At 75.9% G+C, this 19,164-nt stretch carries 15 protein-coding genes; 6 read left to right on the top strand and 9 right to left on the bottom strand.

The window, feature by feature from the left end:
• Positions 1 to 156 precede the first annotated feature (156 nt).
• From gap to MY520_RS21200, 6 genes are all read left to right on the top strand, one after another.
• Entirely contained in the window at positions 157 to 1,161 is a 1,005-nt protein-coding gene (gene gap / locus MY520_RS21175; RefSeq protein ID WP_436694545.1) for a type I glyceraldehyde-3-phosphate dehydrogenase, read from the top strand.
• A gap of 2 nt (positions 1,162 to 1,163) precedes the next feature.
• Positions 1,164 to 2,369, top strand: a complete 1,206-nt coding sequence (locus MY520_RS21180; RefSeq protein WP_436694546.1) for a phosphoglycerate kinase — start codon at positions 1,164 to 1,166, stop codon at positions 2,367 to 2,369.
• Entirely contained in the window at positions 2,369 to 3,196 is an 828-nt protein-coding gene (tpiA, locus tag MY520_RS21185; RefSeq protein ID WP_436694547.1) for a triose-phosphate isomerase, read from the top strand. The genes MY520_RS21180 and tpiA overlap by 1 nt, the downstream gene beginning before the upstream one ends.
• Before the next feature lie 31 nt (positions 3,197 to 3,227).
• Entirely contained in the window at positions 3,228 to 5,012 is a 1,785-nt protein-coding gene (locus MY520_RS21190; protein WP_436694548.1) for an ABC transporter substrate-binding protein, read from the top strand.
• A gap of 221 nt (positions 5,013 to 5,233) precedes the next feature.
• Complete coding sequence (secG, locus tag MY520_RS21195; RefSeq protein ID WP_436694549.1) at positions 5,234 to 5,467, top strand: preprotein translocase subunit SecG; 234 nt, start codon at positions 5,234 to 5,236, stop codon at positions 5,465 to 5,467.
• A gap of 140 nt (positions 5,468 to 5,607) precedes the next feature.
• Positions 5,608 to 5,949 carry an RNA polymerase-binding protein RbpA gene (locus MY520_RS21200; protein WP_436694550.1) on the top strand — a complete coding sequence of 114 codons (342 nt, stop codon included), beginning with the start codon at positions 5,608 to 5,610 and terminating at the stop codon, positions 5,947 to 5,949.
• A gap of 51 nt (positions 5,950 to 6,000) precedes the next feature.
• On the opposite strand, the gene MY520_RS21205 is transcribed toward MY520_RS21200, so the two are convergent.
• The 9 genes from MY520_RS21205 to tkt all read right to left on the bottom strand — a co-directional run bounded on the left by MY520_RS21205 (position 6,001) and on the right by tkt (position 18,800).
• Entirely contained in the window at positions 6,001 to 6,159 is a 159-nt protein-coding gene (locus MY520_RS21205; RefSeq protein ID WP_436694551.1) for a hypothetical protein, read from the bottom strand.
• Between the two features lie 89 nt (positions 6,160 to 6,248).
• Positions 6,249 to 7,034 (bottom strand): PIG-L deacetylase family protein, encoded by a 786-nt coding sequence (locus tag MY520_RS21210; protein WP_436694552.1) that lies wholly within the window; start codon positions 7,032 to 7,034, stop codon positions 6,249 to 6,251.
• Between the two features lie 37 nt (positions 7,035 to 7,071).
• Positions 7,072 to 10,143, bottom strand: coding sequence for a BTAD domain-containing putative transcriptional regulator (locus MY520_RS21215; protein ID WP_436694553.1), 3,072 nt, complete (start codon positions 10,141 to 10,143; stop codon positions 7,072 to 7,074).
• A 3-nt stretch (positions 10,144 to 10,146) separates the two neighbouring features.
• Positions 10,147 to 10,962, bottom strand: coding sequence for a 6-phosphogluconolactonase (gene pgl, locus MY520_RS21220; RefSeq protein ID WP_436694554.1), 816 nt, complete (start codon positions 10,960 to 10,962; stop codon positions 10,147 to 10,149).
• Positions 10,963 to 11,035: 73 nt separating this feature from the next.
• On the bottom strand, positions 11,036 to 12,133 hold the full coding sequence (locus tag MY520_RS21225; protein WP_436694555.1) for a glucose-6-phosphate dehydrogenase assembly protein OpcA: 1,098 nt from the start codon (positions 12,131 to 12,133) through the stop codon (positions 11,036 to 11,038).
• A 40-nt stretch (positions 12,134 to 12,173) separates the two neighbouring features.
• Positions 12,174 to 13,691, bottom strand: a complete 1,518-nt coding sequence (gene zwf, locus MY520_RS21230) for a glucose-6-phosphate dehydrogenase (protein WP_436694556.1) — start codon at positions 13,689 to 13,691, stop codon at positions 12,174 to 12,176.
• A 107-nt stretch (positions 13,692 to 13,798) separates the two neighbouring features.
• On the bottom strand, positions 13,799 to 15,379 hold the full coding sequence (locus MY520_RS21235) for a glucose-6-phosphate isomerase (protein ID WP_436694557.1): 1,581 nt from the start codon (positions 15,377 to 15,379) through the stop codon (positions 13,799 to 13,801).
• A gap of 10 nt (positions 15,380 to 15,389) precedes the next feature.
• Positions 15,390 to 16,496, bottom strand: a complete 1,107-nt coding sequence (gene tal / locus MY520_RS21240; RefSeq protein WP_436694558.1) for a transaldolase — start codon at positions 16,494 to 16,496, stop codon at positions 15,390 to 15,392.
• Positions 16,497 to 16,586: 90 nt separating this feature from the next.
• Positions 16,587 to 18,800, bottom strand: a complete 2,214-nt coding sequence (gene tkt, locus MY520_RS21245) for a transketolase (protein ID WP_436694559.1) — start codon at positions 18,798 to 18,800, stop codon at positions 16,587 to 16,589.
• Positions 18,801 to 19,164: the final 364 nt, after the last annotated feature.

Consider the following 19,164-nt stretch of genomic DNA (forward strand, 5'->3'; position numbering starts at 1 on the left):
TCCAGCGGGACCCTGGAGGGGCCGCCTCCGTGGGCCCGGGTCGCCTCTCCGGGCGGCCCGCGCCCCGGCCTCCCGCGACCGCTAGGGTCGTCGCCGGAGCGAGGCCGCGGTCTCGCGGCCCCGACTGACAGCGTCGACCGACATCGGAGGTCTGCAGTGACCGTGCGCGTGGGCATCAACGGATTCGGCCGGATCGGCCGCAACTTCTGGCGGGCCGCCGCGGCCAGCGGCCAGGACATCGAGATCGTGGCGGTGAACGACCTCACCAGCCCCGAGGTCCTCGCCCACCTGCTCAAGTACGACAGCATCCTCGGCAAGCTGGCCGACGACGTCGCCGCCGACGGCGAGGGCATCAAGGTCGGCGGGAACACCATCAAGGTGCTCTCCGAGCGCGACCCGGCCAGCCTGCCGTGGGGCGACCTGGGCGTCGACGTCGTCGTCGAGTCCACCGGCTTCTTCACCAAGGCCGCCGACGCCCGCAAGCACGTCGACGCCGGTGGCGCGAAGAAGGTCATCATCTCCGCGCCGGCCAGCGACGACGACATCACGATCGTCATGGGCGTCAACGACAACCTCTACGACGGCTCGCAGACGATCATCAGCAACGCGTCCTGCACCACGAACTGCCTGGCCCCGCTGGCGAAGGTCCTCAACGACGCGTTCGGCATCGAGCGCGGCCTGATGACCACGATCCACGCCTACACCGCCGACCAGAACCTGCAGGACGGTCCGCACAAGGACCTCCGCCGCGCCCGCGCCGCCGCGCTCAACATGGTGCCGACGTCCACCGGCGCCGCGAAGGCCATCGGGCTGGTGCTGCCCGAGCTCAAGGGCAAGCTCGACGGGTACGCCATGCGCGTGCCCCTGCCCACCGGCTCGGCCACCGACCTCACGGTGACCGTGAACCGGGAGGCCTCGGCGGAGGAGATCGACGCCGCCTACCGCGAGGCGGCGGCCGGCCCGCTCGGCAAGTACCTCACCTACACCGACGCGCCGATCGTCTCCTCCGACATCGTCACCGACCCGGCGTCGTGCATCTACGACGCCAAGCTGACCAAGGTCTTCGGCCCGATGGTCAAGGTGCTCGGCTGGTACGACAACGAGTGGGGCTACTCCAACCGCCTCGTCGACCTGACCGCGCTGGTGGGCAAGTCCCTCTGACGATGCGCTCCCTCGACGACCTGCTCGCCGAGGGCGTCTCGGGCCGGCGCGTGCTCGTGCGCGCCGACCTGAACGTCCCCCTCGACAAGAGCACCCGCGCGATCACCGACGACGGCCGGATCCGGGCCAGCCTGCCCACCGTGCAGGCGCTCCGGGACGCCGGCGCCCGCGTGATCGTCGCCGCCCACCTCGGCCGCCCGAAGGGCTCCCCGGACCCGCAGTTCTCCCTCGCCCCGGTCGCCGAGCGGCTCGGCGAGCTGCTCGGCACCGCGGTGCCCCTGGCCACCGACGTCGCCGGGGACGACGCGCGGGCCCGGGCCGCCGGCCTCGCCGACGGTGACGTGCTGCTGCTGGAGAACGTCCGCTTCGAGGCCGCCGAGACCTCCAAGGACGACGCCGAGCGGGGCGAGCTGGCCGACCGGCTGGCCGCGCTGGCCGACGTCTACGTCGACGACGCGTTCGGCGCGGTGCACCGCAAGCACGCCTCGGTGTTCGACGTCGCCCAGCGGCTGCCGCACGTGGCCGGCCGGCTGGTGGCCCAGGAGCTCGACGTCCTCACCCGGCTGACCCAGGATCCGCAGCGGCCCTACGTCGTGGTGCTCGGCGGCTCCAAGGTCAGCGACAAGCTCGCCGTCATCGAGGCGCTGCTGCCCAAGGTCGACCGGCTGCTGGTCGGCGGCGGGATGTGCTTCACCTTCCTGGCCGCCCAGGGCCACGGCGTCGGGAAGTCGCTGCTGGAGGCCGACCAGGTCGACACCTGCCGCCGGCTGCTGGACGAGGCGGGGGACCGGATCGTCCTGCCGGTCGACGTCGTCTGCGCCCCGGAGTTCAGTGCCGACGCCGCGACGACCACGGTCGGGGTCGAGGAGATCCCGGACGGGCAGATGGGCCTGGACGTCGGACCGCGCACCGTCGAGGTGTTCGGCACGGAGCTCGGCGGCGCCCGCACCGTCTTCTGGAACGGCCCGATGGGCGTGTTCGAGCTGGCGCCCTTCCAGGCCGGCACCCGCGGCGTGGCGCAGGCGGTCGCGGCCATCGACGGGCTCTCCGTCGTCGGCGGCGGCGACTCCGCGGCCGCGGTGCGGCAGCTGGACCTCGACGAGGCCGCCTACGGCCACATCAGCACCGGCGGCGGCGCGTCGCTGGAGTACCTCGAGGGCCGGGAGCTGCCGGGCCTCGCGGTGCTCGCCGACGGAGGGGACGCCTGATGGCACGCAAGGGCACCGCCGCGCGGCGGGAGGGGCGCCGTCCCCTCATCGCCGGCAACTGGAAGATGCACATGACGCACCTCGAGGCCATCGGGCTGGTGCAGAAGCTCGCCTTCTCGCTCAAGGAGCCCGAGCTCGAGGCCGCCGAGGTCGTCGTCCTGCCGCCGTTCACCGCCCTGCGCAGCGTGCAGACGCTGGTGACCGGCGACAAGCTGGAGGTCGGCTACGGCGCGCAGGACCTCTCCGTGCAGGACTCCGGCGCGTACACCGGTGAGGTCAGCGGGGCGATGCTCGCCGCGCTCGCCTGCGCCTACGTCGTCGTCGGCCACTCCGAGCGGCGGGCGATGCACGGCGAGGACGACGCGGTCGTGGCCAGCAAGGTCCAGGCGGCGCTGCGGCACGGCCTGGTGCCGATCCTCTGCGTGGGGGAGGGCCTCGACGTCCGCCGCGCCGGCACGCACGTCGCGCACTGCACGGCGCAGCTCGACGCGGCGCTCGAGGGGCTGACCGCCGAGCAGGTCACCACGCCGGGCGGGGGCACCGGGATCGTCATCGCCTACGAGCCGGTGTGGGCGATCGGCACCGGCGAGGTCGCCACCCCGGAGGACGCGCAGGAGGTCTGCGGCGCACTGCGGACGCGGCTCGCCGAGCGTTTAGGCCCGGAGACGGCCGCTGTCGTCCGTATCCTGTACGGAGGGTCGGTGAAGGCCGCCAACACGGCCGGGATCCTGGCCGGGCCGGACGTCGACGGTGCACTCGTGGGTGGCGCCAGCCTGGACGCCGACGAGTTCACGCAGATCTGTCGGACAGCCGCCGACGGCAGCTGACCGCCGCCGCCGGCAGGCGGGGAGCGGGTAGGTGGACAGCACGCGAAGTCGGGGACCGGCCTGGGCCCGCGGGACCGGGGGCCGGGTCGTCGGCATCGCCGCCGCCGTCCTGCTCGTGGTCGCGGTCGCCGTCAGCTGCAGCAGCGGGGACGGCGACACGGGCGTGCCCGTCCAGGGCGGCGGCCCGGACGCCGGCCTGACCGGTGTCCGGGCGCCGTCGGACACCGCGGGCGGCACGCTCCGGGTGGTCACCGGCGAGGTGGACAGCCTCGATCCGCAGCGCTCGTACCTGCCGGGCGTGTGGAACCTCATGCGGCTCTACACCCGCACCCTGGTGACCTTCTCCACCGAGCCGGGGCGCAGCGACCAGCTCGTCGCCGACCTCGCCACCGACCTGGGCACCAGCCCCGACGGCGGCACCACCTGGACGTTCACCCTCCGCGAGGGCGCCCGGTTCGAGACCGGCCGGCCGATCACCTCGCGCGACGTCAAGTACGGCATCGAACGGTCCTTCGCCTCCGACGTGGTCGTGGGTGGTCCCACCCAGGTCGTCGAGCTGCTGGACGACCCGGGCAACCCCTACGCCGGGCCCTACCAGGACGAGGCGCCCGACAAGTTGGGGCTGGCGGCGGTCGAGACTCCCGACGACCGGACGATCACCTTCCGGCTGCGCAGCCCGCAGCCGGACTTCCCGTACGTGATGGCGCTGCCCTCCAGCAGCCCGGTGCCGATCGAGAACGACACCGCCGGCGACTACGGCCGCGATCCGGTGTCCTCCGGCCCGTACGCGATCAGCTCGGTGGACCCGGTGACCGGCATCGTGCTCGACCGCAACCCGCAGTGGGACGGCGCCACCGACGACGTCCGCACCGCGCTGCCCGACCGGGTGATCGTGCGCACCGGGCTGACCGGCGTGGAGCGCGACCAGGCCCTGCTCGCCGGGTCCGCCGACGTCGACGTCTCCGGCACCGGCGTGCAGGCGGCGACGACGGCACGGCTGGCCGAGGGCGCCGGCGGGGAGGTGCCGGTCACCGAGCGGGTGGACGAGGTGACCAGCGGGGTGGTGCGGCTGCTCGCCCTCCCGACCAACGTGGCCCCGCTGGACAACCCCGCGTGCCGGGCGGCGGTCGCGGCCGCGATCGACCGCCGGGCGGTGCAGGAGCGGCTCGGCGGGGCGGTCAACGCCGTCCGCACCTCACAGCTGTGGCCGCGCGCCCTCGAGGGCGGGCCGGAGGAGTCCGACCCCGAGCCGGACCTCGCCGCGGCCCGCGAGTCGCTGGCCACCTGCGGGCAGCCCGACGGCTTCCGCACGGTGCTCGCCGTCCCGGACGCCACCACCAGCGTCGCGGTGGCCGACGAGATCGCCGGCCAGCTGGGCGAGATCGGCATCCAGGTCGAGGTGCGCCCGCTGGCCGCGCCGAGCTTCTACGCCACCGACGTCGGCAACCCCGACAACGTGGCGGCCAACGGGTTCGGCATCGTCCTGGCCACCTGGACGGCGGACGTCCCGACGCCCGGCTCGTTCCTGGAGCCGCTGGTCGACGGCCGGTCGATCAGCCCGGTGGGCAACACCAACTTCGCGCGCCTGGCCGATCCCGCCGTCGACGGGCTGATCGACGCCGCGCGCGCTGCGGCTGGGGACCCGGGGGCCGCCCGGGCCGCCTGGAGCGAGGTCGCCACCGCGGCCACCGCCACCGGCGCGTACGTGCCGCTGACCGAGACCCGGGTGCAGCTGCTGGCCGGTCAGCGGCTGCGCAACGGCGTGGTGATGTCGGCCTACACGTCCTACGACCTGGCCACCGCCGGAGTCCGCTGACAGCCCTGGGAGCATCGCGGCGAGCGCCGGCGAGCGAGGAGCGGACCAGGGCGCGGATGCGGACGGGTGGCACAGCCGCTGACAGCCCTGGGAGCATCGCAGCGAGCGCCGGCGAGCGAGGAGCGGACCAGGGCGCGGATGCGGACGGGTGGCAGAGCCGCTGACAGCCGGTCTCGGCCGCGTCGGTCGGGGGTGCGCGAGCGGTCGGTTACCCTCGATGCATGATCGAGCTGGTCCTCAACGTGCTGCTGGTGCTGACCAGCGTGCTCCTCGTGGTGCTGATCCTGCTGCACCGCGGCAAGGGCGGGGGCCTGTCCTCGATGTTCGGCGGCGCGGTCTCCTCGCAGCTGGCCGGCTCGTCCGTGGTCGAGAAGAACCTGAACCGGCTGACGATCTTCACCGCCCTCATCTGGGCGGTCTGCATCGTGGGCCTGGGCATCCTGCTCAAGGTCTGAGCCGCAGCTCCGGGGGTCCGGCGGCGCGCGCGGCACGGTCCCGCGCGCAAAACGTGACCGGAATCGCGACGTCCAAGCCCTAGACTGCGCGCGCGGCCCGTCCGGGGTCGCGATCACCTGGGGACGCACAGGGGGCGCTCGTGGCTGGTGGGAACGCGATCCGGGGGACGCGGGTCGGCGCAGGGCCGATGGGTGAGGCCGAGCGCGGCGAGACCGCTCCGCGCCGCCGCATCGGTTACTGGTGCACGCAGGGGCACGAGACGCGGGTGGCGTTCGCCTCCGACGCCGATGTCCCCGAGTTCTGGGACTGCCCACGCTGCGGGTTGCCCGCCGGGCAGGACCAGGCGGCCCCGCCGCCGGCGCCGCGCACGGAGCCGTACAAGACCCACCTCGCCTACGTCCGCGAGCGGCGCAGCGACGCCGACGGCGACGCGCTCCTCGAGGAGGCGCTCGCCAAGCTCCGGGCCCGCCGGGGCGCCTGACGGAGTACCCCCTGCCCCCACCGCTCGCGGGGGGACCTGCGGGGGGCCTCGTCAGTCCTGGGCCGGCCGGGGCGCGGGCACCGGTGCGTACCGCACCCAGCCCGCCTGCTCGTGGTCCCAGTAGCAGCCGGCGTGCCGGAGCGCCGGAGTGGGCACGACGGCGCCCGCGGGGCGGTCGATGGCCGGGCGGGTGGAGGCGGGGAGCGTCATCGCAGTCTCCGGGGTGCGTGGGAACGGGGTGCGGTCACTGTGCCGCCGCCGTCTGGAGGCCCGCTTGCGATCTGCTTGCAGCGGTCGCGTCAGGCAGTGTGCTCCCCGAGGGGGACGCGGGCCAGGTGGTCGGTCGTCAGGAACGCCCGGCGCAGCGGCTCGCTGAGCCCGTCGAACGGCGAGGCCTGCGACCGGTGCTCGGCGATGGCGGCCTCCCGCCGGTCCAGCACCCCGCTGACGTCGAGGACGTCGGTGACCTCGTCGTCCGGCCGGCCCAGCGTGGCCGGGTCCAGCGCGTGGTAGGCGGTGTCCGGCCGCAGCGAGCGCATCTCCTCGAGCCAGCCGCGCATCAGGGCGTTGGGCAGGCAGTGCTCGTAGAGGGCCGGGCGGGGGCCGCCCGGCCCGGCGAGCGCTGCCCGCGCCGCGGCCCGCACCGCCAGGTGGTCCCGGTGGCCGTCGCTGCCGTCCAGGACGATCACGACCGTGGGCCGCAGGTCCGCGACCAGCCGGGCCAGGACGGCGGCCACGGCGGCCGGGTCGGCCGCGCACAGCGACCCGGGCGGCGGCGGGCCGTCGAAGCCGGAGTCCCGGTAGCCGAGCAGCTCCACGCGCGCCACCCCGAGTGCGGCGGCGGCGCGGTGCAGCTCGGCCTCCCGCACCGCGCCCAGGTCGCCGCAGTCGGGCGCCCCGGGCGGCAGCTCCCCGGCCTCGCCGCGGGTGGCGCAGGCGACCGTCACCTCGGCCCCGGCGGCCGCGGCGCGGGCGATCGTCGAGCCGCAGCCGAAGGACTCGTCGTCGGGGTGGGCGACGGCGACCAGCCAGCGGTCGCCGGGACGGATCTCCCGGAGGGGGTCGCGGAGCAGCGTCTCGGTCATGGGGTCAGGGTCGGCCGGCCGACTGAGCCGGGACTTGTCATCCACTGACGTCGGCCCCCGGGTCCGCGGCGAGCGCGGCCGCCCGCACCCGCTCGAGCGGTGCCGTCCAGAACCGCTCGCCGCGCTCGCCGATCGCCAGGCCGGCCGTGCCGTAGGCGTGCGCCTGCCGCGGGTCCCCGCAGGCCAGGGCGGCCTCGGCGAGGAGCCCGAGGAAGACCGAGCGGCCGGCGGACAGCCCCTGGTCGACCAGCACCGCGTGGGCCGTGCGCATGGCGGCCAGCCCCGCGTCCCGGTCGCCGGTGCGGACCTGCAGCCAGCCCTCGGCGAACGCGACGACGGCGGAGGGGTAGCGGAACCGCTCCCAGGAGGTCTCGGCCAGCTCCATCGACACCAGGGCACGCACCCGGTCGGGGTCCCCGTCCTGCAGCGCCAGGACCAGCGCCCAGCGCCGGGCGAACCCGGCGGCACCCAGCCCGGCCGCCGCGGCCGCGCGCAGCGCGAGGTCGGCCTGCGCGCGGGCGTCCGCCCGCCGGCCCACGTGCCAGAGCGCGAGGGCCCGGACGACGGCGATGCGGGTGGGCGGGGAGAACGCCAGCGACCGCCGCAGGTCGGCCGCCGCGGACACCGCCTCGGCGCGGTCCAGGGCGGCCAGCGCCTCGTCGGCCCGGCCCTGCATCCACCGGACGACGGCGGTCATGTCCTCGGCCAGGTAGGTGGCGGTGGCGTCGTCCAGACCCCCGGCGAGCGCGGCCATCCGCGCGGCGGTGCGGTCGGCGTCGTCCAGCCGGCCGACCTGGCACTGGAAGAGGCCCGCCACCCAGAGCAGCTCCTGGTCGTCCGGGCGGGCCTGGTCGGGGACGGTCCAGTGGTCGACCAGCCGGCAGTACTCCCGGATCGACGGGCTGTCGTAGCCGGCCGACCAGACGTCGACGTAGCCGATCCGGCTGCGCGCCCGCAGCTCCCGCCGGTCCCGGTCGGGATCGGTGGCCAGCGCCGGGAGGGCGAGCAGCCGGCCGGAGAGCTCGCGCAGCGCGTCCAGGGCGGACACGGCCAGGGCGGCGTCGGCGGCCCGCTCGAGCCACGGCAGGGCCGCGGCACCGCCGTCGAGCGCCGCGGCGGCCAGGTGGTGGTGGGCGATCGACGCGGCCTCGCCGGGATCGGCGCCGCGCCGCTCGGCGAACCGCTCGGCGAGGGCCCGGTGCAGCAGGGCCGCCCGGGCGCTGCTCAGCGAGGCCCGCTGCGCGTCGGCGAGCAGCCCGTGGGCCAGGCCGAACCGTCCCGCGCCGGCGTCCACCGCCAGCCGCGCCCGCACCGCGGCCTCCAGCACCGGCAGCGCGGTGGGCAGCGGGACCCCGCTCACCGCGGCGACGTCGTCGACCGCCAGCGGCTCCCCGGCGACGGCCAGCGCGGTCAGCAGCTCCTCGCCGGGGGCCGGCAGGCGCTGCACCCGCTGGCGCAGCACGTCGAAGACGGCGGCGGGCACGCCGCCGACCGGACGGCCCACCCCGGGCGCGGGCCGGTCGTCCGCCGGCAGCCGCGCCAGCTCGAGGGCGTAGAACGGGTTGCCCTCCGCGCGGGCCACGACGGCGGCGACCTCCGCGGCCCCCGGCTCGGACGGGGCGGCCGCACGCACCAGCCGGGCGACCGCGTCGTCCGGCAGGGGTTCGAGGTCGATCCGGACCGACCGGGGAAGCCGGCCCAGCGTGGCCAGCGCGTCGGTCAGCGCGGGGGAGTCGGCGTCCTCGCCGGTGCGCAGCGCGACGGCGAGGACGAGCGGCGTGCGGTCCGGTCCCTGCGCCAGGCCGGTGAGCAGCTGCAGGGTCGCGGGGTCGGCCAGGTGCAGGTCGTCCACGGCGAGCAGGGCCGGCCGGCCGCCGTCCGGCCCGGTCAGGAGCACCTCGAGCGCGTCGGTGAGGTGCACGAGCACCATCGCCGGGTCCACGCCGCCGGCCGCCGGGTCACCCGGCCCGCCGAGGTCGGGCACGAGCCCGCGCAGCGGCCCCAGCCGGGCGCCCAGCCGCGCCCGGGCGTCGGGGCCCAGCGTCGCGGCGGCCGCGCGCACCACCTGGACCACCGGCCAGAACGGCGGCGCGGCCAGGCCGTCCCGGCACACCGTCGCGCGCGCGGTGCCCCCGGCGTCGGACACCGCGTCGCGCAGCGCGTCGAGCAGCGCGGTCTTGCCCATCCCGGCGTCGCCGGTGAGCAGGACCACCCCGCCGCTCCCGCCGGCGGCGGAGGCGACGACGGACCGCAGCAGCGCCACCTCCTCGTCCCGACCGGTGAGCCGGACGGGCGCGGGCGCGGGGGCGGGCGGAGGTGCCGGGGCGGCCGGGGCCGGCGGGCGCTCCGGTCGCAGCGCGTCGTCGTGGTCGAGGATCTGCTGCTCGAGCCGCCGGAGCTCCGGTCCGGGGTCCAGGCCGAGCTCCTCGCGCAGCAGCCGGCGGCCCTCGCCCAGCACGGCCAGCGCCTCGGCCTGCCGGCCGGAGAGGTAGAGGGCCCGGGCGAGGGACGCGCGGGCCTGCTCGCGCAGCGGGTGGGCGCCGAGGTGGGCCTGCAGCTCGGCGACCGCGCGGGCGACGTCGCCCAGCGCGACGAGGACGCCGGCCCGCAGCTCGACGGCGCTCTGCCGCAGCGCCTCCAGCCGGTCGGCCGCCGGGCGGGCGAAGGGCTCGTCGGCGAACTCCGCCAGCGCGGGCCCCCGCCACAGGCCGAGCGCCTCGTCGAGCAGTCGCAGCGCCCGTGCGTCGTCGGCTCCGGCGAGGCCGGGAGCCTCGGCCAGCAGCCGCTCGAAGCGGTCGGCGTCGACGTCGACGTCCTCCGTGGCGAGCCGGTAGCCGGGCGCCGCGCTGACGATCACCGACGGCCCGCTGCGCGGCGTCCGCCCCGGCTCGAGCGCCCGGCGCAGGTGCGCCACGGTGGTGTGCAGCGACGCCGACGTCTTCGGCGGCGGGGCGCCGCGCCACAGCAGTTCGGCCAGCCGGTCGGCGGGCACCACCCGGCCGCCCTCGAGCACGAGGACGGTCAGGAGGGCCCGCTGCAGCCGGGCACCGAGGGTCACGGGGACGCCGTCGCGGCGCACCTCCAGCGGCCCGAGGACCCGCACCTCCACCGGTCAGTCCGCGGAGTCGAGCCCGCCCGCCGCGGCCGCGTCCAGCAGCCAGCGGGTGGCCCGGCGGCCGTGCACCCCGGCTGCGGGCAGCTGCTGCGGGCCGGGCCGCTCGCGGAGCGCCCGGGCCACTGCCGGCGCCTTCGCCTCCCCGGTGACCAGCAGCCACACCTCCTCCGCGCTGTTGATCGCCGGGAAGCCGAGGCTGATCCGCGTCGGGGGTGGCTTGGGGCAGTCGCGGACCGCGACCACCGGGCGGTCGTCGGCGGCGGCCGGCGAGTCCGGGAAGATCGAGGCGACGTGGCCCTCGGCGCCCATGCCCAGCAGCAGCAGGTCGAGGCGGGGGAGCGCGGCGCCGTCGGGGGCGGCGTCGGCCAGCTGCCCCGCGTACCAGGCGGCGGCGTCCTCGGGTTCGGCGAAGCCGGCGTCGGCGGCCGGCATGGCGTGCACCCGCTCCGCCGGGACGTCGACCGCGTCCAGCAGCGCCCGCCGGGCACCGGTCTCGTTGCGCTCCCCGTCGCCGGCGGGCAGGTAGCGCTCGTCGCCCCACCAGACGTCGACCGCGCTCCAGTCGACCCGCTCCCGCTCGGGCTCGGCCGCGAGGGCCGCGACCCGCTTGAGCACGGCGGTCCCGATCCCGCCGCCGGTGAGCACGACCGACGCCGTCCCGTGCACCGCCTGCGCCGCCGCGAGCCGGGCGACCAGGGCGGAGGCGACCGCGCGGGCCAGCCGGTCGGCGTCGGGCTCGACGACGACGTCGGGCACCGGACGCCCGTCCTCGGGCAGCTGCGCGGCGATCCGGTCCCCCGGGGGGAGGCTCACGAGCCTGCCTCGCCGGCGCTCGGCCGACGCGCGCGCCGGGCTGCCGTGCTCCTCGGTGACGTCGCGAGCCCGGTCACGTGCGGACCTCCTCGGTGTCCTGCTCGCCGTGCTCGGCGACCTCCTCGGCACCCGCCGACGTCGGCGGCACCGTGGGCAGCGGGTCGCCGTCCCCGCCGCGGACGTCGGTCGGGTCGAACCACACGTGCGAGCGCACCGGTGAGCGCCGGGACAGGCCGGACGTGCCGGTCGTCGCCTCCAGCGCCTCGGCGAACGGCTCGTCGGGGTCCAGCCGGCGCAGTTCCTCGCCGACCAGGTCGCCGAGCTGGCGGTCCGGCAGCGCGACCATGGCCTCGGGCCGGTACGGCTGGGCGATGACGGCGCCGCCCCGCCGGTCCGCGGTGACCCGCACCTCCTCGTCCTGGTCCAGCTGCAGGACGACGGAGGACACCCCACTGGGCCCGGGCCGCCGCTCGCCCTCGATGACCGGGATCTCGGTGTCGCACCGCGCGCTGAGCCAGCCCGCCAGCAGCAGGGCGGTCGCGTTGCGCGGATCGCCCTCGACCTGACCGCCGTGCACCCGGACGACGTCCCCGCGCCGGCCCGCCACCGAGTCCACCGTCGACGTGAGGGTGGCCCGCCACGGCGTGCTGCGGGTCCAGGCGAGGTCGGTGTCACCCGGCGCGTAGTCCTCGGCCCGGGTGCGCAGCGCCGCCAGCGAGTCGTCGGCCAGCGAGCTGTCGGTGATCCGGCGGTCGGCGATGACGGCCAGCGCGTCGGTGTCCAGTCGCTCGGGGGGCGTGCCGTGCCACCAGGTGACGACCGGCGCGTCGGCGGCCAGGAGGGGCAGCACGACCGACTCGGCGTGCAGGGCCAGCCGCCCGTACATCCGCATCACCACGGCCTCGCCGGGACCCAGCCGCCCGCCGATCAGCACCTCGGCGTCCAGCCGAGGCGCCGGGGCCTCGATCTGCCGGCGGACGACGATGAGCAGCCGGCAGGGGTGCTGCTCGGAGGCGGCGGTGGCGGCCTCCTCGGCCTCCTCGACCCGCCCCTCGTCGGCCACGACCACCAGGGTCAGCGCAACCCCGGACAGGACGGCCCCGCCGGTGCGCCGCTGGGCGGCCAGCTCCTTGACCACCGCGGATCCGGTGGTGTCCCACAGGGTCGTCATGGCGTCTCCTCCAGTCGGGTGGCTGTACCGCGGGTGCGCGTCACGGCCGCCGCCACCGTCGACCCTCGGCGGCGAGCATCTCGTCGGCCGCCCGCGGGCCCCACTCGCCGGCCCGGTAGGCGTGCGGCGTCGTCCCGGCCCAGAACTCCTCGAGCGGGTCGATCACCGTCCACGAGGCCTCCACCTCGGCGTTGCGCGGGAACAGGGTCGCGTCGCCGAGCAGGACGTCGAGGAGCAGCCGCTCGTAGGCCTCGGGGCTGACCTCGGTGAACTGCTCGCCGTAGAGGAAGTCCATCGACACGTCGCGGACCTCCATGACGCTGCCGGGCACCTTCGACCCGAACTTGAGGGTGACCCCCTCGTCGGGCTGCACCCGCACCACCAGCTGGTTGTTGCCGAGCTCCTCGGTGTCGGTGTCGGCGAAGGGCAGGTGCGGCGCGCGCTTGAACACCAGCGCGATCTCGGTGACCCGCCGCGGCAGCCGCTTGCCGGTGCGCAGGTAGAACGGCACCCCCGCCCAGCGGCGGGTCTCCACGCCCAGCCGGACGGCGGCGTAGGTCTCGGTGGTCGACTCGGGGTCGACGCCCTCCTCCTGCCGGTACCCGCTGGCCCGCTGGCCGGCCAGCCAGCCCTGCTCGTACTGCCCGCGGATGGCGAAGGTGGCGAGGTCGTCGGGCAGCGAGATGGCGCGGAGCACCTTGAGCTTCTCGGTGCGGATCTCCTCGGCGGAGAACTCGACCGGCTCCTCCATGGCGGTCAGGGCGAGCAGCTGCAGCAGGTGGTTCTGCAGGACGTCGCGGGCGGCGCCGGTCTCCTCGTAGAACCCGGCCCGCCCGCCGATGCCGACGTCCTCGGCCATCGTGATCTGCACCGAGTCGACGTTGTGCCCGTTCCAGATCGGCTCGAACAGCGTGTTGGCGAACCGCAGCGCCATCAGGTTCTGGACGGTCTCCTTGCCCAGGTAGTGGTCGATGCGGAAGACGTCCTGAGCGCTGAACACCGAGTCGACCAGCGCGTTGAGCTCCCGGCTGGAGGCCAGGTCGGTGCCGAAGGGCTTCTCCACGACCACCCGGCGCCAGCGGTCCGGCGTGCTGTCGGCCATGCCGGTGCGCTGCATCTGCTTGAGCACGATGGGGAACATGGCCGGGGGGATGGACAGGTAGAAGGCCGCGTTGCCGCCGATGCCGTGGGTGCCCTCCAGCTCGCCGAGGGTCTCGGCGAGCTGGTCGAAGGCGTTGTCGTCGTCGAACGAGCCCTGCACGAACCGGACGCTGCCGGCCAGCCGCTCCCACACCTCTTCGCGCCACGGCGTGCGGGCGGCCTTGCGGGCGGCCTCGCGGGCGAGCTCGGCGAAGTCGGTGTCACCCCAGTCGCGGCGGGCGTACCCGAGCAGGGCGAAGTTCGTGGGCAGCAGGCCGCGGTTGGCCAGGTCGTACACCGCCGGCAGCAGCTTCTTGCGGGCCAGGTCGCCGGTGATGCCGAACACGACCAGGGCGCAGGGCTCCGGCACGCGGGGCAGCCGCCGGTCCCGCGGGTCGCGCAGCGGGTTGGGGATCATCTTCCGTCCTCGAGGTCGGCGGGGACCCGTCGTCCGGCGCGGCGGTGGACCGGCCGACGGGGCGGATCGCAGGACAAGTCTCCGGCACCGATCCTGCTGGACGGCGCTCAGCCGAGCGCGTCGAGCAGTTGGCCGATGCCGGCGGCGCGGTCGGTCAGGTGCAGGTGCAGCAGCGGCCGGCCGCGGTCGGCCACGGCCTGCCGGTCCGCGGCCGCCTGCGCCGCCTGGAGGTCGCCGAAGGAGTACGGCCGGTCGGGCACCGGGAGGTCGTCGTCGACGTCGCCGGTGATCTGCAGGAACACCCCGGTCTGCGGGCCGTCCTGGTGGTAGGGACCAGTGGTGGACCGCGTCCGCGGACCCCAGCCGAAGGTCACCGCACGATCGCCGTGGGCGGCGAGCGCCGCCCGGAGCGCGGCCGCGCGGGCGTCGCGCCCGGGGTCGAGGTGGGCGGTGACCGCCAGGTAGCCGCGCGGCGGGACGGCGGCCAGCACGGCGGCCAGGGCCAGGGCGACCCCGTCGTGCTGGGAGAGGTCCACCGCGTCCAGGACGCCGTTCACGCCGGACAGCTGCACCGCCCCGATCGTCGCGGCCGGCCGCTGCTCCGGCACGCCGTCCTCGGGCACCGGCGGGTCCTCCTCGTCCGGGTCGGGCCGGTCGAAGGGATCGATCCCGAGGACCCGGCCGGCGACTGCGGTCGCGTACTCCCACGCGAGGAACTGGGCGCCCAGGGGACCGGTCACGCCGACCGACGGGCCCGGGGCGACGGGGTCGCCGCCGACGACGGCCAGCAGCGTGTCCGCGCCGGTGGCGCCGGGGGCGTCGACCGACTCCACCACCACCGGCAGCAGGCCGCGGCCCTGCGTGCCGGTGGACCCCGCGATGAGCTGCTCGGCCCAGCCGGCGAACCCCGCCGGGGACGAGCCGCCGTCGGCGAGGGCGACCTTGTCCCGGCCGGTGCGGAAGCCCGCGCCGAGGGCGACGCCCAGCTCCAGGGCGGGGTTGTCCGGCTTGACCAGGTCCTCGGCCAGCTCGACGGCCTCGTCGAGGAGCGCGCCGACGTCGGCCCCGGCCAGCGCGGCCGGCACCAGCGCGAACGCCGACAGCGCGCCGTACCGGCTGCCGAGGCCCGGCTCGGCGAGGAACACCGCGCGGGCGCCCATCGCCGCCGCGGTCTGCGCGAGCGGGGAGCCGGGGCCGGTCACGACGACGAACCGGGTGCCGATCCGCGCCTCGTCCAGGCCCGCGGCGGCGAAGGCCGTGACGAAGGCCCGGCGGTGGGCGTCGGTCGTCTCCGTGCCCGAGGTCACGACGACGACCGTGCGCTCCAGCTCGGCGGTCGCCGCGGCCACCTGGCCGGGGTCGGTGCCGTCGAGGACGACCAGCGGGACGCCCGCCGTCCGGCAGGCCGCCTCGGCCGCCAGCGCGGACCCGCCCGTGCCGCACAGCACGACCCGGTCCAGGCCCTCGGCCTGCAGCTCGGCGCGCAGCGCGGCCAGCCGGGGCACCAGCTCGCGGGACGTCGAGGGCAGGTCCAGCCAGCCCAGCCGGGCCGCCGTCCCGGCCGCGGCGTCCGGACCCCACAGCGTCGGGTCCTCGGCCGCGAGCCGGGCGGCGACGTCGTCGTCGGCGACCTGGGTACGGACCGCCGGCGGGACGTCCAGGCCCGCGCAGGCGAACCGCAGCGTCACCGGCCCTCGGTCACTTCTTGTCCTCGAGCTGGGTGCGCACCGACTCGGTCAGCTCGTCCCACGAGTCGACGAACTTCTGCACGCCCTCCTCCTCGAGGACGCGGAAGACGTCGTCGAGGTCGACGCCGGCGTCGGCGACGGCCTGCATGACCGAGGCGGCCTCGTCGTAGCTCTTCTGCACCGGGGTGCCGGGAGCGCCGTGGTCGGCGTAGGCCATGAGCGTCTTCTCCGGCATGGTGTTGACCGTGCCGGGGGCGATGAGCTCGCTGATGTAGAGCGTGTCGGAGTAGTCGGGGTTCTTGACGCCGGTCGAGGCCCACAGCGGGCGCTGCGGCCGGGCGCCCTTGGCCTCGAGGGCCTTCCAGCGGTCGGAGGAGAAGACCTCCTCGTAGGCCTGGTAGGCCAGCTGGGCGTTGGCCACGCCGGCCCGGCCCTTGAGCGCCGGGTCGGCCCCCACCTCGTCCAGCCGCTTGTCGATCTCGGTGTCCACGCGGGACACGAAGAACGACGCGACCGAGGCGATGCCGGTGAGGTCGGCGTCCGGCTCGTCGGCCAGCCGCTGCTCCAGCCCGGCGAGGTAGGCGTCCATGACCGCCCGGTACCGCTCGAGGCTGAAGATGAGGGTGACGTTGACACTGATGCCGCGGGCGATCGACGTGGTGATCGCCGGCAGCCCGGCCTCGGTCGCCGGGATCTTGATGAACAGGTTCGGCCGGTCGACCAGCCACCACAGGTGGGCGGCCTCGGCGGCCGTGGCGTCGGTGTCGTGCGCCAGGCCGGGGGCCACCTCGAGGGAGACGCGGCCGTCGCCGGGCTGCCGCTGGGCGACCGGAGCGAGCAGGTCGCAGGCGTCCCGGACGTCGGCGCCGGTGATCGTCCGCAGCGCCTCCTCGACGCTCACCTGCCGGACGGCGAGGGCGTGCAGCTGGTCGTCGTAGAGCTCCGACCCGCTGATCGCCGCCGCGAAGATCGTCGGGTTGGTGGTGACCCCGACGATGCTGTACTCGTCGACCAGCGACTGCAGGTTGCCGCTGCGGATGCGGTCGCGGGACAGGTCGTCGAGCCAGATGGCGACCCCCGCCGACGACAGGTCGGCCAGCTTCTCGTTCTGTGCCATGTCATTGCCTTTCGTGGTTGGGCCTGGAGCGGCCCCGCTGCAGGGGCCCGCCGCGAGCTTGCGAGTGGTGGGGGACAGCGGGGTCCTTCATCAGCGGTCGCCGGTCGGGTGCGGCAGTCCGCCGGTGGCCGGGACGGGACCGGCCGGGACGGCGGTGCCGGACCGCGCCGCCTCGAGGCTCTCCCGCGCGGCGGTCACGACCGCCTCGTCGGTCAGGCCGAACTGCTCGTACAGGACGGAGTACGCGGCGCTGGCCCCGTAGTGGGTGAGGCCCACGATCCGGCCGGCGTCGCCGACGAACTCGCGCCACCCCATGGGCACGCCCGCCTCGACGCTGACCCGGGCGCGCACCGACGGCGGGAGGACCTCCTCGCGGTAGGCCTGCTCCTGGTCGGCGAACCACTCGACGCAGGGCACCGAGACGACCCGGGTCGGCACGCCCTCGGCCTCCAGCCGCTCGCGGGCGGCCATGGCGATCTGCACCTCGGATCCGGTGCCGAGCAGGATCAGCTCGGGCGCGCCGTTCGAGGCCTCGGCCAGCACGTAGGCGCCGCGGGCCACGCCCTCGGCGGAGGCGAACCGCTCACGGTCGAAGACCGGCAGGTTCTGCCGGGACAGCAGGATCCCGGCCGGCCGGTCGTTGTGCTCGAGGATGGTCCGCCAGGCCACCGTCACCTCGTTGGCGTCGGCCGGCCGGACGACGTCCAGCCCCGGGATGGCCCGCAGCGCGGCGTAGTGCTCGATCGGCTGGTGGGTGGGGCCGTCCTCGCCCAGCCCGATCGAGTCGTGGGTCCACACGTAGGTGACCGGCAGCTGCATGAGCGCCGCCAGCCGGACCGCCCCGCGCATGTAGTCGGAGAAGGTCAGGAACGTGCCGCCGTACACGCGGGTGCCGCCGTGCAACGCGATCCCGTTCATGATCGCGCCCATCGCGTGCTCGCGGACGCCGAAGTGGAGGGTGCGCCCGTAGGGGCCGCCGGACCACATCTTGGTCTGCCGGTCGGCCGGCAGGAACGACGGTTCGCCCTCGACGGCGGTGTTGTTGCTCTCCGCCAGGTCCGCCGAGCCGCCCCAGAGCTCCGGCAGCTCGGGGTAGAGCGCGGCGAGCGTCTGCCCCGAGGCCTTGCGGGTGGCCACGCCCTTCTCGTCGGCCGGGAACGACGGCAGGCCGTCGGCCCAGCCCTCGGGCAGCCGGCGCTCCCGCATGCGGGCCAGCAGCGCGGCGCGCCCGGGCTGCGCCTGCTCCCAGGCGGCGAAGCGCTCGTCCCACTCGGCGCGGGCCTTGCGGCCGGTCTCGACGACGGAGCGGGCGTGCGCCAGCACCTCGTCGTCGACCTGGAAGGTCCGCTCGGGGTCGAAGCCGAGGATCTCCTTGGTGGCCTTCACCTCGGCCTCGCCGAGCGCGGAGCCGTGCGCGGCGCCCGTGTTCTGCTTGTTCGGCGCGGGCCAGGCGATGATCGTCCGGAGCACGACGATCGAGGGCCGGCCCGTCTCGGCCACCGCGGCGGCGAACGCGGCGTCGACCGCGGCGAGGTCCTCACCGTCGTCGACCCGCTGCACGTGCCAGCCGTAGGCCTCGTAGCGCTTGCCGACGTCCTCGGTGAAGGCGACGTTCGTGTCGTCCTCGATCGAGATCCGGTTGTCGTCGTAGACGAGGACGAGGTTGCCCAGCCGCTGCGTGCCGGCCAGCGACGAGGCCTCGCCGCTGACGCCCTCCTCCAGGTCGCCGTCGGAGGCGAAGCACCAGATGGTGTGGTCGAACAGGCTCTCGCCCTCGGCGGCCTCGGGGTCGAGCAGGCCGCGCTCGCGGCGGGCCGCCATCGCCATCCCGACCGCGTTGCCGACCCCCTGGCCCAGCGGCCCGGTGGTGGTCTCGACGCCGGGGGTGTGGTTGACCTCCGGGTGGCCGGGGGTCCTGGAGCCCCAGGTGCGCAGCGCCTGCAGGTCCTCGACCTCCAGGCCGTAGCCGGACAGGAACAGCTGGACGTAGAGCGTCAGGCTCGAGTGGCCCATCGACAGGACGAACCGGTCGCGGCCGGCCCAGTTCGGGTCGGTGGGGTCGTGCCGCAGCCACTTGTGGAACAGCAGGTAGGCGGTGGGGGCCATGCTCATCGCCGTCCCGGGGTGGCCGTTGCCGACCTTCTGGACGGCGTCCATCGCGAGCACCCGGGCGGTGTCGATGACCCGGCGGTCCATGTCCCCGAAGTCGTCGGGGAGCGTGGGGGAGGGCTGCGTCGGGTTGCCGGTCGGGGCGTCGCTCGCGGCCTCGGCCGGGGCCTCGGACTCGGTGCTCTTGGTTCCCATCTCTCGCGTGCTCCCTCGGGGTCGGCCGGTGCGGGACCACCCGGGACGCTCGGTGGGGCCGTCGGACCCCGGGCGGACGACGGTGCCGAGCTCCAGCGACCGGCCTGGCGCGCGCCACCCCGGTCCTGCGGTGCAGGACCCGGACGCACCGTCGTCGTCGACGTCGGCCCTACCCGCTGCGAGCGCAGCACCAACGTGATCGACCCTAGCCGTCTGCCGCGACGGGACGCCGGTCATGCCCGCCAGGACAGGGGGGCACCGCGGGCTACAGTGGTCCCCGTTCTGCTGTCCCCGGTCGGAAGGGACCCCGTGCTGTCCAGGTGCCCGGTGGTGCCCTGCCCGCGCACCTGTGTGCCCGAGGCCT

It is taken from the genome of Geodermatophilus sp. CPCC 205506 (assembly GCF_051383635.1).
In the GTDB taxonomy this organism is placed as follows: Bacteria; Actinomycetota; Actinomycetes; order Mycobacteriales; family Geodermatophilaceae; genus Geodermatophilus.